At 37.8% G+C, this 14890-nt stretch carries 19 protein-coding genes; 4 read left to right on the top strand and 15 right to left on the bottom strand.

What is annotated here, in order from left to right; translation table 11 throughout:
- Position 1 precedes the first annotated feature (1 nt).
- The 10 genes from AC5WOF_RS15110 to AC5WOF_RS15065 all read right to left on the bottom strand — a co-directional run bounded on the left by AC5WOF_RS15110 (position 2) and on the right by AC5WOF_RS15065 (position 8946).
- Complete coding sequence (locus tag AC5WOF_RS15110) at positions 2-886, bottom strand: conjugal transfer protein (RefSeq protein WP_496050785.1); 885 nt, start codon at positions 884-886, stop codon at positions 2-4.
- Between the two features lie 21 nt (positions 887-907).
- Positions 908-1501, bottom strand: coding sequence for a class D sortase, LPxTATN-specific (gene srtD / locus AC5WOF_RS15105; protein ID WP_496050784.1), 594 nt, complete (start codon positions 1499-1501; stop codon positions 908-910).
- Entirely contained in the window at positions 1498-2334 is an 837-nt protein-coding gene (locus AC5WOF_RS15100) for an LPXTG cell wall anchor domain-containing protein (RefSeq protein ID WP_496050783.1), read from the bottom strand. Before AC5WOF_RS15100 ends, srtD begins: the two co-directional genes overlap by 4 nt.
- 298 nt (positions 2335-2632) lie before the next feature.
- A complete protein-coding gene (locus tag AC5WOF_RS15095; RefSeq protein WP_496050782.1) occupies positions 2633-3103 on the bottom strand; it encodes an SRPBCC family protein in 471 nt (156 codons plus the stop codon).
- Between the two features lie 14 nt (positions 3104-3117).
- Complete coding sequence (locus AC5WOF_RS15090) at positions 3118-3603, bottom strand: TspO/MBR family protein (protein WP_496050781.1); 486 nt, start codon at positions 3601-3603, stop codon at positions 3118-3120.
- Positions 3604-3617: 14 nt separating this feature from the next.
- Positions 3618-4520: a TIGR01777 family oxidoreductase gene (locus tag AC5WOF_RS15085; protein WP_496050780.1), complete on the bottom strand. Its 903-nt coding sequence runs from the start codon at positions 4518-4520 to the stop codon at positions 3618-3620.
- Positions 4521-4841: 321 nt separating this feature from the next.
- On the bottom strand, positions 4842-5051 hold the full coding sequence (locus AC5WOF_RS15080; protein WP_496050779.1) for a hypothetical protein: 210 nt from the start codon (positions 5049-5051) through the stop codon (positions 4842-4844).
- Between the two features lie 84 nt (positions 5052-5135).
- A complete protein-coding gene (yfkAB, locus tag AC5WOF_RS15075) occupies positions 5136-6242 on the bottom strand; it encodes a radical SAM/CxCxxxxC motif protein YfkAB (RefSeq protein ID WP_496050778.1) in 1107 nt (368 codons plus the stop codon).
- A gap of 78 nt (positions 6243-6320) precedes the next feature.
- Positions 6321-7916 (bottom strand): ABC-F family ATP-binding cassette domain-containing protein, encoded by a 1596-nt coding sequence (locus tag AC5WOF_RS15070; RefSeq protein ID WP_496050777.1) that lies wholly within the window; start codon positions 7914-7916, stop codon positions 6321-6323.
- A 379-nt stretch (positions 7917-8295) separates the two neighbouring features.
- Positions 8296-8946, bottom strand: a complete 651-nt coding sequence (locus AC5WOF_RS15065) for a hypothetical protein (protein ID WP_496050776.1) — start codon at positions 8944-8946, stop codon at positions 8296-8298.
- A 253-nt stretch (positions 8947-9199) separates the two neighbouring features.
- Between AC5WOF_RS15065 and AC5WOF_RS15060 the strand changes: the two genes are divergently transcribed.
- Both AC5WOF_RS15060 and AC5WOF_RS15055 read left to right on the top strand, forming a co-directional pair.
- Positions 9200-9625 (top strand): DUF2621 family protein, encoded by a 426-nt coding sequence (locus AC5WOF_RS15060; protein WP_496050926.1) that lies wholly within the window; start codon positions 9200-9202, stop codon positions 9623-9625.
- Positions 9626-9761: 136 nt separating this feature from the next.
- Positions 9762-9965 (top strand): cold shock domain-containing protein, encoded by a 204-nt coding sequence (locus AC5WOF_RS15055; protein ID WP_028776793.1) that lies wholly within the window; start codon positions 9762-9764, stop codon positions 9963-9965.
- A gap of 186 nt (positions 9966-10151) precedes the next feature.
- Here the strand turns inward: AC5WOF_RS15055 and AC5WOF_RS15050 are convergent, their stop codons facing one another.
- A complete protein-coding gene (locus tag AC5WOF_RS15050; protein ID WP_496050775.1) occupies positions 10152-10460 on the bottom strand; it encodes a YunC family protein in 309 nt (102 codons plus the stop codon).
- Positions 10461-10516: 56 nt separating this feature from the next.
- The gene (locus AC5WOF_RS15045; RefSeq protein WP_496050774.1) at positions 10517-10774 is read right to left on the bottom strand and encodes a DUF6154 family protein; all 258 of its coding nucleotides are present in this window, start codon (positions 10772-10774) and stop codon (positions 10517-10519) included.
- A 50-nt stretch (positions 10775-10824) separates the two neighbouring features.
- Between AC5WOF_RS15045 and AC5WOF_RS15040 the strand changes: the two genes are divergently transcribed.
- On the top strand, positions 10825-11301 hold the full coding sequence (locus AC5WOF_RS15040) for a QueT transporter family protein (RefSeq protein ID WP_496050773.1): 477 nt from the start codon (positions 10825-10827) through the stop codon (positions 11299-11301).
- Here the strand turns inward: AC5WOF_RS15040 and AC5WOF_RS15035 are convergent.
- The 3 genes from AC5WOF_RS15035 to AC5WOF_RS15025 are packed head-to-tail and all read right to left on the bottom strand — an operon-like array spanning position 11249 to position 14401.
- Entirely contained in the window at positions 11249-12691 is a 1443-nt protein-coding gene (locus AC5WOF_RS15035) for a bifunctional metallophosphatase/5'-nucleotidase (protein WP_496050772.1), read from the bottom strand. The genes AC5WOF_RS15040 and AC5WOF_RS15035 overlap by 53 nt on opposite strands.
- Positions 12692-12704: 13 nt before the next feature.
- Positions 12705-13526 (bottom strand): sulfite exporter TauE/SafE family protein, encoded by an 822-nt coding sequence (locus AC5WOF_RS15030; protein WP_496050925.1) that lies wholly within the window; start codon positions 13524-13526, stop codon positions 12705-12707.
- A 23-nt stretch (positions 13527-13549) separates the two neighbouring features.
- Positions 13550-14401, bottom strand: coding sequence for a DUF72 domain-containing protein (locus AC5WOF_RS15025; protein ID WP_496050771.1), 852 nt, complete (start codon positions 14399-14401; stop codon positions 13550-13552).
- Positions 14402-14468: 67 nt separating this feature from the next.
- Between AC5WOF_RS15025 and AC5WOF_RS15020 the strand changes: the two genes are divergently transcribed.
- Positions 14469-14882 (top strand): M67 family metallopeptidase, encoded by a 414-nt coding sequence (locus AC5WOF_RS15020; protein ID WP_496050770.1) that lies wholly within the window; start codon positions 14469-14471, stop codon positions 14880-14882.
- Positions 14883-14890: the final 8 nt, after the last annotated feature.

Below are 14890 nucleotides of genomic sequence, written 5' to 3'. Positions count from 1 at the left end.
TCTATATCTCTCCTTGTTTCATTGATATCACATACCAACGGTCACTTTCTTTGACTAGGGTAAAAACATAGTGGTTTACAAGTTGTACCCCTGTCTGTTCATCTTTTAGGGTTACATTACAGTTCACCACATATTGATCATCTACTTGTGTGACACTCAAATTATCCATACTCACAAAACTTTCAATGGAGGTTAAACCAGCAGATGCTTGTTTATTTTTAAAATAATAAGCTATTTCTTGCGGTTCTCCATTTGTGTATACCTTCCAAAACGTTTGCATAAAAGTCTCCGCTTGATTTGCAATTTCTCCAGAAACAGGGCTTCCTTCTGATTCCGGATCATCTATTGCAATATCACTAGCAACAGGCGGGGGAATCAAGTATGGGAGATCTACTACTCGAAAAGAATCACCTGCTTTTTTTATCGGAACAACCAAATATCGATCGACCCTTTTTTGATCCGACGGATTGGATAAACTTGTTAAAATCGTTTCTGCATAAACGGTTACTTCTTTCACTCCATCTCCACGATCTTTTGCTTGCCATGCATTTATATTCTGGGTATATGAGTTGTATTTCGCACCAGTCATATCTAGCCCAGCTTGTACATCTATATTACTGATTAAAAACGGCTGTAGCCTTTGTTTTCTGCTGTCTTCTTTTCCCTGTGTCCAGAAAAAATACTCTTTTGTAAACTGCTCTGCAAAAGCTAATTCACGTGTGTCGGTGGTAGGAATTTTTTGCTCATCTGTCGCTTGTACTTTTCTTGGTTCTACAGGTATCAATCCAAACTGAATGGACCATGCAATTGTAGAACTTAAAGCAGTATAGATTAGCAACCCCCAGAATAAAAACCTAGTCATCCTTTGTTTGCTTAAACGATTCATGGATGAAAATCTCCTCTAAATTTACTTCACTAGTGCAGCTTCAATTATGTAACGTTTGGGAGCAGGTCCAATATAAGAAAATGGATAACACGTTGATAATGTCAATATCGGTTCATCACGAGAGACAATAACAGTGCGATCATCAGGATTAGTAATCCACATTTTCCGTATCCGATAGGTGAATACACCTTGATTAGAAGATACTTGCAGAAGATCTCCAGTTTTTAATTGTCCCATCCGACGAAAAACGGTATCTCGATGACCTGCGATTACACAATTGTCCCCTTCACCTGGTAGAACACTACCTGCGTAATGTCCTGCACCCACGCTTAGCTCATCTTCGTCCGTTCCCTCAATCACAGGAATTTTCACTTTTAAACGAGGGATAATCAAATCTGCAAAATGTTGTCCAGTTTTAGGTCTTTGATCTTTCGGCACAATAATTGGTAATTTTCCACTTGACAATTTGGCATTTTCTTCTTGTTTTACAACCTCTGCAGTCGAAATAACCGTTTCATTATTTTGTAATTTTTGGAAGTATAGGATGAGCGAGTAGCTTCCATATGCTACTCCTGCTGTAACAATAAATAGAGCGATAATACGGTCCCATTTCATTCCGTTTTTTCACGTTTACGTCTAAGTAAAAAAGCCCCTGCTAATGCAACACCTGCACCTAATGCCGCTTGATTTAAATCATTTCCTGCAGTTTGAGGTAACTCCCCACCTTCTTCCGTTTGGGGAAGCAGAACATCTGACTGTTCTGTTTTGTTTACTTCCGTACTACCATCTTCCTCAACTTCATTAGAATCATGAGTCGAACCAACTTGCGGTGTAACTGATTTTCCTTTGGCTTTTGGTTGCTTCTCTGTGGAGGAATGGGATGGTGTAGGTTTCTCTTTTTCGGCAGGTTTTGTTGACTGTTCATTCTTTGATGTTTTCTCTTGTGCTTTTTGTTGTTTCGTTTCGTCTTCTTTTGGTTTGGTTTGCTCTTTGTTTTGTTTGGATTCAGTTGTTTCTTTCTTCTGCTGCTCTGAAGTCTGGCTATTACCCTTTTCTATATGTTTATGTTTGTTCTCACTGATATCGGGTTGTTGCTCTGTAACTTTGGACGCAGGCTCATCTAATGGCGGATTATTTGGTATAATCTCACTAGATTTCGTCTGTGGAACCTTCATCTGGGGTAGTTCAACATTTTCATTTTGTTCGACTTTGGAAGGAGGTTCGTCCAAAGGTGCTTTATTTTGAGGATTCCCATCCAACGAATTTGCAAATGCACTACCTACACCAGAAGACAATCCTGTTACCAAGCAAAGAGAAAGAACTGCTGTATTGGATACTTGACTCAACTCATTTTTTCGCTTGCGAAACTTCCTAGGGCGGTGATGTAAGAGTGGATCTTCTTCTTCAATACGTAAAGATTCCAATACTCGTTTTGGATCCTTTTGCAACGGAATGCCTCCTTCAAATCCTGAGCGAAAAAAGATTTGGCCAAATTCACCAAATCTTGTCGAACATCATTCAGCAAATTTTGTCTTTCCTGCTTCTTATTTTAAAAATAAATAGAACTAAATGTGCGTCTTTTCTCTATATTATTACAGAACAAGCCTCAATTTCAACACTTTTTCATATTTTTCGGACATTAGGTCTTGACAAATCATGTTTCATTTCGACAATAATCATTTGTCGAACTTCCGATGAGCAAAAAAATAGCCCTCTTTTCTAACTTGGAGGACAGTTGCAAAAAACTTAATTTTCGCCAATCGGCAAAAATATTTTTTTTATTTTCTTTCTTCTATATTGAAATATATCTTTTACTTTATCTTTCACGACTAAGGGATGAAACAATCGACCTATAATCCCAAATGGCAAGGCATAATGCACAATATCTGTCATCTCTACACTACTATGTAGCTGTCGGAAATGATGTTGATGGTGCCAAAACGCATATGGTCCAAATCTCTGTTCATCGACAAAGTACTCTTTTTCTTTCACATGTGTTATTTCAGTTGCCCAAGTAATCGGGATTCTGGCGATTGGGGTTATCTGATAAGTGAGAATTAGTCCAGGATAAATCTTTTTCGGTAATGAACTATCTACCCGAAAACGTAACCAACTTGGGGTAATATCAGAAAGGTTAACAGGATTTGAGAAATAATCCCATGCTTCTTCCAAGGGAATATCTAAATATTGGGTATGCTCCATTCGATATATTTTCATTTTTGCTTCTCCTATTAAACTGGATTTAGTATCCATAATGATAAATTAAGCAGAGCAGCAAACGTAACCCAAATTGCATAAGGAACAAATAACAAAGCTGCCCATTTCGATAGATTTCTAGAAATGACAATATAATAGAATATAGTAAATACTAATATGAAAATACTTACTAATGATAGTAACAAAGATTGCCAACCAAAGAACAAAAACGTCCACAATAGATTTAAAATCAACTGCGCAACATAGACTTGCAGCACAAATTTACGAATTGGAGTCCTCTCCTGTATATAAACAAGCCACCCTGAAATTGCAATCAAAATATATAATCCAGTCCATACAGGTCCAAATATCCAATTTGGTGGCTGAAAAGTTGGTTTTTGCAGCCCAGTAAACCAACTATTTCCCCCTGTTTCTGTCATCAAGGCTCCAATTAACGCCACCAAGAAACAAATAGATAGAAAGACAGAAAACGAAAGTATAGCATGCCTACGTTCTTTCACCATCACTCCCCCTTCTAGTTGTTAAACATATGCTCCAAGGTTCGTTTTAAGTCCGAATACTCAAAAGTATATCCACTATTTATCAATTTTTTAGAGGATACTCGAATCCCGTCTATTAGCAATTGATCTGCCATTTCACCATATATCGCTTTTAACAAAAAAGCTGGTATTGGTAAAACAGTTGGTCGGTTTAATACACTTCCCAATGTTTTCGTTAAACGATAGTTGGTGACAGGTTCTGGACTAACGATATTCACTGCACCTTTCAAATCTTTCTTTTCTATTAAAAACTGAATAATTTCAGGTATTTCATTTAGAGCAATCCAACTAAATGCTTGCCTTCCTGTCCCGATTTTTCCCCCTAATCCCATTTGAAATGGAAGTAACATCTTTTTTAACGCTCCTTCGTTTTTATCTAAAATTACACCAAATCTCATATGTACAACTCGGATACCTTTTTCTTCAGCTGGTTTTGTAGCAGCTTCCCACTGATGAACTACTTCCGATAAAAAACCTGCACCTCGATCACTGTTCTCATCCAATAGCTTAGAATGAGGTTGATTTCCATAATAGTGTATAGCAGATGCTGAAAGCAGACATTTTGGCGGATTTTTTAATTGAGCCAAAGAAGAGGATAAGAATTTCGTTCCTTGTACCCTGCTCTGCATAATCTTTTCTTTCTGTGTTCTTGTCCACCGTTTACTTATGTTTTCACCAGCTAGGTGAATAACCACATCCATACCATCCAATTGCTGCAAATCCAAGAACTGTTTCTCTGGATCCCATGAAATAGTTGACTCTTTTACATGCGCATTGCGTGAACGTACGACTCGAAAGATTTCATGTCCCTGATCACTTAGTGTTTGAACCAAACGTTGACCAACCATTCCGGTTGAACCTGTGATTGCAATTTTCAAGAAATCCCCTCCATAACACTGATAGCAACATGCTGTTATTTTCCTATTTATGACAAATTATTCCTATATTATATTTTCTCTCATGGTTCCATTTCCCCTTCTATTAAGTAGAAGAAAGGATGAACATCGACATTTTTTTTATTTTCTAATTCCATCTTTGAGTTTTGGATTTTGACTATTAAGAAAGGCAACCCTTTCAGGTTGCCTAGAAATTCTTGATTTTTAACTGACATTTTCATAAATGATGTCCCTGACGCAACCCATATAAAGGTAGCGCCAGGGTAAGTCCGGTAACTGTTAGTTTGACGGATCTTCGCAGGCCTACTCCAAAAAGTCAGTCAAATAACCTGCTGATTGCGCCTGATCAACAATTGTTGCCAAGACGAAAGCAATCTCAGCTGCTCTTCTTTTATCTGCAGCCAATTCCAAGGCGATTAGAGCCAACGCTGGATCACTTGGAGCCATCAACTTGGCGATCTCCTCGCATCCTCCTGCATCTTCCCGCAACTGCTGAATGAGCGGATGAGTCACGACACTCCTATGTATCATTGATTCCAACGTGCTCGTTCATTATATCAGATACTTATGAATAGTATATCTCCTTCTCATTCGAATCTAACTAACTTGAATATGCGATTTTCTATTTTCAAAATCCCACTCCGGATAATAACTGTCCGCCACGAGCAGATTTGGTCCTGTACATTTTGCTGCGGGGCACATACAATGCAATCGATTAGCTTGTGGATGTTGTAACCAATTATGAAAAATATCCACTAATTTTTGATTCGAGATGTTGCCAAACGATTGTAACTCTGCAAAATCAGTAACAGTCACATTCCCAGTAAATAGATTTATATTTAACCGATTTCTACCATCCGGGTCTTGTCTTACCGTAATGTCTGGATGTTGGTGCAACTCTAACCATAAACTTTGATCCCGTTTATCATCGCTACATGGAAAAAAAGGAAGCGTGCCAAATAAGATCCAAGTTTTTGGTTCCTTGATCAAACCTTCTACTGCATGGCGATATTCTTCTAATGAAAGCAAAGACATCCCTTTAGCGAAATCACTAGGATATAAAGGATGAACCTCATGTCGTTGACAACCCATTGCAACAATTTCTTCATGCATGTCTAAAATATGAGGAGCTGTAAATGGGCTCAAAAATGTTTCTGCTGAGACAAATACACCACTATCTGCTAACTTCTTCGCATTGTCTTTCATCAGCGTAAATGTTCTTTCAGCTACCTTTGCAGAAACCATTCGATCCATTTTGGCATAGACCATTCGGTGGAAATCTTCATCATTTCGGTAGTTATAAGATATATGGACGACATCCACATCTTCGACCCAATCTTCGTATCGATTGTATGGCAGCGTTAAGTTTGTATTCAACTGTGTATAAATCCCGCGCTTTTTCGCATATTGCAGAATCGGTTTTATGGCTTTTTCTACGGTATCAGGATGAAAAACAGGCTCCCCACCCGTTAAACTGATTGTTTGTAGTGTTTCTACTTCATCTAGCCGTCTAAATACTTTTTCCAAAGAAATAAAAGGCATTTCTTTTTCAAGCAGCGTCTCTCCCACTGCACAGTGCTCACAGCGAAGGTTACAAAGATTGGTAACCGTAAACTCAATACTTGTCAATTCATATCGTTGTTTTATTTGTACTGTATTCCAAGCGTCCCATGGGTCCCATTGTGGGGAAATCAGCTTCTTCATAACTTATCCTCTTCATCAGCAGATGAAAAATCATCTACATTTATAAAAAATTCCGTTCATCCATCGACAACATATTTCCTAGGAAATAGACAAACGCCAATCCAAATATTCATCATAGGTCATTTGCTTGTCAATTACCCCATCTGGAGTAAATTCAATGATTCGATTAGCAATGGTTTGTATAAACTGGTGATCATGTGATGCAAACAAAATAGTACCAGAGAAATTGGTCAATCCTTTGTTTAAAGCAGTAATGGATTCAAGATCAAGGTGATTGGTAGGTTCATCTAAGATCAATAGATTTCCTCCGCTGAGCATCATTCTAGCGAGCATAGAACGAACTTTTTCACCACCAGACAGTACACTTGGCTTTTTCATTACTTCATCCCCTGAAAAGAGCATTCTCCCCAAAAAGCCACGTAAATAGCTCTCAGTCTGATCCGTAGAATATGGTCGTAACCAGTCGACGAGATTCGACTCATTTTTCAGGAAGTAGTCAGCATGATCCTTTGGAAAATAAGCTTTCTTAATGGTAATTCCCCAATGAATTTCACCTGCATCAGGCTTTACTTCTTCCATCAATATTTGAAAGAGAGTCGTTTTAGCTAACTCCATATCGCCTACAAAGGCTACCTTATCACCTTTATTGAGGGTAAAACTCACCTGATCCAATACTTTTTCGCCTTCGATCTCTGTTGATAATCGATCCACACGTAAAATATCATTTCCTGCTTCTCGCTCTGGTTCAAATTGGATAAAGGGATAGCGACGTGTAGATGGTTTTATATCTTCTAATGTAATTTTTTCTAATTGTTTTTTTCGAGAAGTAGCTTGTTTGGATTTTGAGGCATTTGCACTAAATCGAGCAATAAAGTTTTCCAGTTCTTTTCGTTTCTCTTCTAGTTTTTTGTTCTTTTCTCTTGTTAATGTTAGAGCGAGTTGACTAGATTCATACCAAAAATCATAGTTACCAACATACAAACGAATTTCACCAAAATCAATATCCACCATATGGGTACATACTTGATTTAAAAAATGGCGATCGTGAGATACGACAATAACTGTATTTTCAAATTGAGCTAAAAACTCTTCTAACCAACGAATCGCTGCGATATCTAAATGGTTAGTAGGTTCGTCTAGTAATAAAATATCCGGCTTACCAAACAACGCTTGGGCTAACAATACTTTTACTTTTTCCGGTCCCGATAAATCTGCCATTTTCTTTTGATGAAGATCCTCGGTAATTCCAAGACCAGATAATAATATGGCGGCTTCAGATTCAGCTTCCCAACCACCCAGTTCGGCAAATTCTCCTTCTAACTCAGCAGCACGCATTCCATCCTCTTCAGAAAAATCAGCTTTCGCATATAATGCGTCTTTTTCCTTCATGATGTTATATAAACGCTCATGGCCAATGATTACAGTTTCGATAACAGGATACTCATCGTATTGGAAATGATCTTGCTTTAATACAGCTAATCTTTCTCCCGAACCAATCGAAATTTCCCCTGTATTTGCTTCTATTTCGCCTGATAGGATTTTTAAAAACGTTGATTTCCCTGCTCCATTAGCTCCAATAACTCCATAACAATTACCAAGAGTAAATTTCAAATTTACATCCTCAAACAACTTTCGTCCGCCGATGCGGTAGCTTACATTACTAACATGAATCATTATTTAGACATTCCTCTCCCTATCTCTGGATACCTTATTGTAACAAATAACAACGTAATGTTGTTTGATTACAACTATTTCTCCCTAACTTTACATGTAGATTACATTGTAGCAATTTTCAAGACAAATCGCATGGCTGTCTGTATACTAAATCTATCAAGTTAAACAAGACTTTAACAAACTTACATAGATGATCGTAAAACAATTCTTTGGGGGAATGAAAGATGAACGCAACAGTAGGAATTTTAAATGCAAGTTTAATGAGCATTCCATTATGGGCTTCCATTTACGCAATTATTCAACTTTGCTTCTAGGCCAATTGGCCTTTTTTTATTACCAAAAAGGACTGGAGCCAATTAGCTCCAGTCCTTTTTGACGCTTAACTCTTCTTATTGTCTAAAAATAATTTTGCCACTTGTGGACCATAATTACTCCGTACCAGTTGCAGCTGTTCATCACTTGGTTGTTGGACTTCCACTGACAATTTTTGGTGTTTGAGATAGGTTAATAATTTACTAAATTCTTGTTTCCCTATGGTTGAAATATTGATGTCATATGTTTTTCCATTTCGGAACACCAAACGATTTATAATCGAAACTGTATCACTATTTGCATCCCCAAATACGGTTAGCACAGATTTCTTTAAGTCTTTCCAATCAACTTTTTCTTTATCTCCAACATTCCAAAATTTAGATTCAACTACTTCTCGATCAGAGATATAGAAATAAGAATCCATACTAAAAACTTGGAGCGGAAGCAATACAACAAACAGTATGGTATTAATAGTAAGGCACCACTTTTTCATTACCTTTCCAGAATCGCCTCTTTTAGTAAACAAATAAAAATAGACAGCAATGGTACATGCGAAAAGGGCGAAAAATAAAGTACCAGGTTTTCCTTGAAAGTAAAAAATCTTCATTTTATCGGTATAAATTAGCTTTTGTCCTGCTAACAGTATTCCACCAAGGATGAGTGTTAAGAGGAGGGAAGTCGCTAGGCGAAATCGATAATGGGTTTTTGTTTGGCTCATAAAAAAACTCCTTCCCTGTCAATATATATTATACATCTTACTATACTGTTTACTATCCCCCTATTGTGGCACCTATTCATTACAAAAAGAAAAAAATTCTTTTACAGATTTACTACATCCTCTGTTTTTTTCGAAATAGAGCTTAATCTTCTTAAAGTTGTCACTTTTTCACCACGATTAAAATTTCATCAGCAACAGTTCATTTTTATATGTAAACTCCTTATAATAAACACGAGGTGAATGATTGGTGAATATTTCTTTTATACTATCCGTTTTCTACCAGTTTTTTTGGGTTGCATTGATTGGTTTAATGGCAATTGGTGGATATTTCATGTTCCGGAAATTTCTAAAGAGCTTACCGAAAGCAGATGGAAAATCGGAATTAGATTGGCAGAATCACTATATTGAAAAAACGATACATTTATGGAATAACGAACAAAAATCTCTCTTAAATGATCTAGTGCTGCCAGTTCCAGAACTGTTTCGTGATGTAGCAAAACAAAAAATAGCTGGGAAAATTGGGGAGATTGCACTGGGGCATAATGCCTCCCAAATGACAGAGGCTTATATTGTAGAAGGCTATATTTTAGCCACACCGAAAAGAGATCACAAATGGCTTATCAAGACATTGCAAAAGAAAAACATTGATCTGAAACCTTACGAACACTTGCTAGATTGATTCCCTTTGTGGCATAATAGAAATCAGAATTAAAAAGTGGAATACCCAAGTATGGTCTTGTGGCCTCTTGTAAGTAGGTTCATCGATCCAGCTTCTTAGGATCCGCTTTTTAATATACAAAAGGAGGCCCAAGAGAATGAAGGGTAAAGTTAAATGGTTTAACGCAGAAAAAGGTTATGGTTTCATTGAGCGCGAAGACGGTGGCGATGTATTCGTACACTTCTCCGCTATCCAAGGTGATGGATTCAAAACCTTAGAAGAAGGCGAAGCTGTAGAATTTGAAATCGTTGATGGCGATCGTGGCCCTCAGTCCGCAAATGTTGTTCGTGTAAACGGATAATGATTATAAAAAGAAAAGGAAGCACAAATTTGTGCTTCCTTTTCTTTTTGCATTATACTGAAAGGAATAACATGCATATGAGGTGGTTGTGATGAATAAGAAACGGTTGATATCTCAGATTATTCGATTTGCTGCCAAGTTTGTTCTACCTATTATCTTAAGAAAATTGCGGAAAAGCAGAAGGCACTAACGAAGCATCTTCAGAAGCGCATCCGATCCAGTCATTCCTTCCGTGATACCTAAATCTCTTGCTGTAGAGGTAACAGATTCTAAGGGAGCCGCAAGCAGTTCCTCTAACGTCTTCACACCAACCGCTCTACCTGCAATAATCTTCCGATCAGACAGACGATCATTGAGCAGACCTACATCTAAAGCTCCACACATGATATAACCGATTTCAGTAGTAATCGCAAGCAATGTTGTTTTGGGTAATTTCACTTCAACACCCAAAACGGTTGTTTTTTCATCAATGTTTATTGGTTTTAAATCGATCAAGAAAAACACCCCTTTCCCTGCTAACCTATGAGCAAAAGCGGAAAAGAGTGTTTTTTTTAATGCAAGCGTGTACTGTCTGTAAACGACTTTAAAGGATTTAATTTACCATCTTGAATCATTCTAATTTTAAGCATCTCAACTAAATATATCCCAATCATTTGGGAAAGTTCATCGATGCTTAATCTTTCAAGCAAACGAAGTAAATCCTCATGTGATTGTTCTTCGAGTAAGTTAAGTACAATAGAAATAGCATCTTCTTCATCATCTTGGAGCTGATCACGGTACATGGAATATACTTCGTCAGCAAAACTCATGGAAAATCCTCCTCAAATTAGTCATACTAAGTTAATGGGGGGAATCAATTATGACTACAAAAAACATTACCACTGTCGCAATGATTGCAGCAATTTATGTTATACTCACTTACCTATTTGCACCACTATCATTCAACTACATTCAATTTCGGATTTCAGAAGTGCTCACTGTGCTCCCATTCTTCACCCGACTCGCTATCCCTGGACTTTTCATTGGAACAATTATATCCAATTTGCTCAGTCCAGTAGGGCTTTATGATGTGATTTTCGGCAGCTTGGCAACTTTACTTGCCGCTTACCTCACATCGCTGACAAAAAACCGTTACCTTGCACCATTACCACCTGTAATTGTCAACGCTGTTATCATCGGTGTCTTACTTGGTTTTATAGGGGGTTTACCAGTCGGTATTCCTTGGCTGATATTATACGTTGGAATAGGAGAATTCGGTGTATGTTACTTACTAGGACTGCCTTTTATTTTCCTTCTAGAACGTTATCAACATTTTCTTCCTTGGGCGAAGAAATAATCCATCTTTTCTGTTTGCTCGCTTTACGCAAATGGTAAGACTGAATACCATTTGCCAGCACTTGTCTTAGCGGTTCGGGCACATAATAATGTAGGACTTTTCCTTTACTTAATAATTTGTACCCCTTCCCATAAACAAACATACTAATAGTTGCTATATGGTATATGTTATCATCCACAAGTAAGTCTTTACCCATGAATATTTGTTGTATTTTTTGATAAGGGGGGTTCATTGGATTATATCTGACAGTCATCCCAGATATAGCCAAACTCCCTAATCTTTCACCTCTGAACCCAAAACCTTGTAATTTCATCATTATGAATTCTTCCAATAATGATTCCTCAAGCGTATACCGCAAATCTTTTCCATTTATTTCAATTACAACTGGATTGATAGGATGTGGACAAGTAGTATGCAAACCGCCCTTTGTCACTATACCTTTTGGGAGTGAATAAAGCATCTGCCCATTATTTACTAATCCATATTCCAACCCAGTCCATTTGACTAAGCTATCTGCTAAGAGATTTGGTAGCGGAGTCTCTTTATCCCATTGTACGATAAGTTCTTCTTCTAGTTCTGCTACAGGTTGGTTTAAATATTCAGACGCTTGACCTTGATACTCCTTTATAATATCTAAAATCCTAGGGCTTGGTTCTTCCTCCAATGGAAAGGCTCCCCCTTCCACTTTTACCAAATTACCTTCATCATCAGATAATAGTTGCAGATGACCGATATAATTTCCGTATTTTCCGGCAGCAGCAAGGTAAGTACTCTTAATTTTCTCTGGTTTTTCCAACAAATGATGGGTATGCCCTCCCATAATCACATCAATACCAGGAATTTCTTCAGCCATCTTCACATCATTAGGATAACCGAGATGAGATAAAACCAATATCAGATAACCTTCTGCCCGCAATTGTTCTATAAGGGAACGAACTGCTAAAAACGGGTCTGTTACTTTCCATCCGAGTGAACGATAAAGTTGATCAAACCAAACAGTAACCCCAATGAAAGCTAATTTTACTCCATCACACTCATATAATTGATAAGGCAGAAAAAGAGGATCATTTACGTTGCAGCAGACTGTAAAGAAAGTTGACTTGGTATACATCGCAGATAAATCAGCATGAGAGAAAGTAAGTAATTCGTTATTGCCAAGTGTAACAACATCATATCCTGACGCTTCTAAGATGGCTCTATTTACTAAACCATTCGTCCCTTCCGTCTCCCATCTCGCTCTATCCAAATGATCCCCGATATCTACTAAAAATCCAAATTCCCCCTTTTCTTCCCACTGTTTTCTTTGCTGTGACACATATGTATCAATCTGTGCTGCAGCTTCTAAATGGCTATGTATGTCATTGGTATGGATAAGATGTATTCGCTTCATTTTATCCCTCTCTCTAAAAAAGATGTAACCCATCCAAAATCATCTTTATGGCTACTAAAATTAATGTGATGCGGAATATAATCAACAGTACTCGATTACTCATTTTTTGTGATAAGTAAGCCCCTAATCGCCCGCCTATCCACGATCCTGGCGCAATGAACAGAAGAATGATCCAAGAAATATGCCCTTGTAAAATATGAGTAATACTACCTGTAATCGATGATAAAAAAATAACAAACATCGATGTTGCAGTTGCTACAAGAGGAGGAAAGCGAAAAATAATCAGCATCATGGGTACTAACATCGCCCCACCGCCAATGCCAAACAAACTAGAAATAATCCCAATGAAAAATGAAACAATGATTGCTGTTGGGGTATGAAAACCATAATGGTGAATTTCCCCAGTAGAATCTGTATAAGTTCTCTTCACTTCAGTTGAAAAAGTTATCGGTTTTAACCTATCCTTCAGCATCATAAGCAAAGATAAAAATAACAAAAATACCCCAAAACCTAACATAAACGAATCAGTAGAAAAAAACTTAGAAAAATATGCACCTACTAATGCCCCAGGCCCTGCACCAATAAAAAACAGCATTCCACTACGGTAGTCAATTCTCTTTTGTTTATGAAAGGTGATAATCGAAGATACAGCTGTGAGCATAACGATTAACAGAGAAGTCCCCGCAGCTACCTGAGCCGAGAGAGAAGTCAAACCAGCAAAGACTGTTGCTACATATAAAAGGCTGGGTACAATAATGATTCCCCCGCCTATACCTACCAAACTACCCAATGTTCCTGCAAATAATCCAATTGAGAACAAAATAACCCATTCTATCCAAATCATTACAATACGCTCTCCTAAAATAATTCTGTTTGTCTTGGTGCTAAATTTGTATAGGTAACCCCACATTTCTGAATAAATTGCTTGGCATTATCTACTGCGTCTCCCTGAGAATTGTTATTAAATAAAAGAATGATTTGGTTTGTTTCCTTCATCATTCTCTTAACACGCCCAACCCATTCATCTAATTCAGTAGAGGAATATCGATAAGCGTAGCGAATATCTCGCCAGTTAGGATTTTTCGTGTCACTCCAACCTTTTACATTTCGCCCATGAAACCGAATAAGTACCTGCTCCTTATTCGTCACCTCTGTTATAATGGGAACGGAACCATCTGGTACTTGAGGTTCATCACAAACTACATGTACCAATCCTTCATCCGCCAAAAAAGATAATGATTTCTGGCGATAAGCAGGTGCAAACCAACTTTGATGGCGAAATTCGATAGCAACAGGATAATCAGCAAATGCATGCCGTACTTTTTGAATATATCGCACATGCGATTCTTTACAATCATACCAAGGTGGAAATTGAAACAACAGGAGTGATAGTTTACCTGCTTCTTGCAGCGGAAGCAAACTAGCTTTTGTTTCTAGGACAAGTTCCGACCATGATCTCTCTGGTGCTTTTCCAACACGTCCATGCCCTGTTAATTCTCGATATGCTTTCACTACGAAACGAAAAGCATCAGGGGTAGACTTTGCCCACTTTTCCATACGATCTGCTGTTGCAATAGCATAAAAAGTGCTATCAACTTCCACTACGGGGAAATGACCAGCATATAAGGATAATTTGTCTGTAGGTTTTGTGCCAGTTGGATAGATGTCATGATCACCCCAGCCACAAACACCAACAAGAATACTACTCATGATGTACGCCTCACTCAAAAAAAGTTATTTTCATTTTATCATAGGGAAAGAGAAAGGAGGAACGATATTGGGGGTATCCCATCACTTATCTATTCATAGCAAAGTTATCGATGAATTAACATCATATTGCTATGAACAACTTCCAGCAGAAGGGTATGGTTTCCTCGCAGGAGTAGCGAGAGAGATAACACATTTTTTTCCATTGAAAATTTTGGATCCTTCTCCTTGCTCATTTGGTTATGTTCCTGAGGTATACTGGGAAACGATCAAAAAAATTCGATCGAGTCAGCTTAGTTGTCTTGGAATAATACATACCCATCCACATTTACCTGCATATCCATCAAAATCCGATGCAAAATATTGGGAAAGACCAGAGCTCAGTTGCTGGATTCTTTCCTTTCGAGAACAACAAAAAAAATTGAGTGCCTTTCAAATTCAAAGCGGGCAGATCAACCCACTCATTTATGAAATCATTTACTAGGAGTACAC

It is taken from the genome of Shimazuella sp. NTD250, assembly GCF_059510375.1.
Note: the sequence above shows the minus strand (reverse complement) of the source record. Positions and strands in the feature narration are given on the sequence as shown.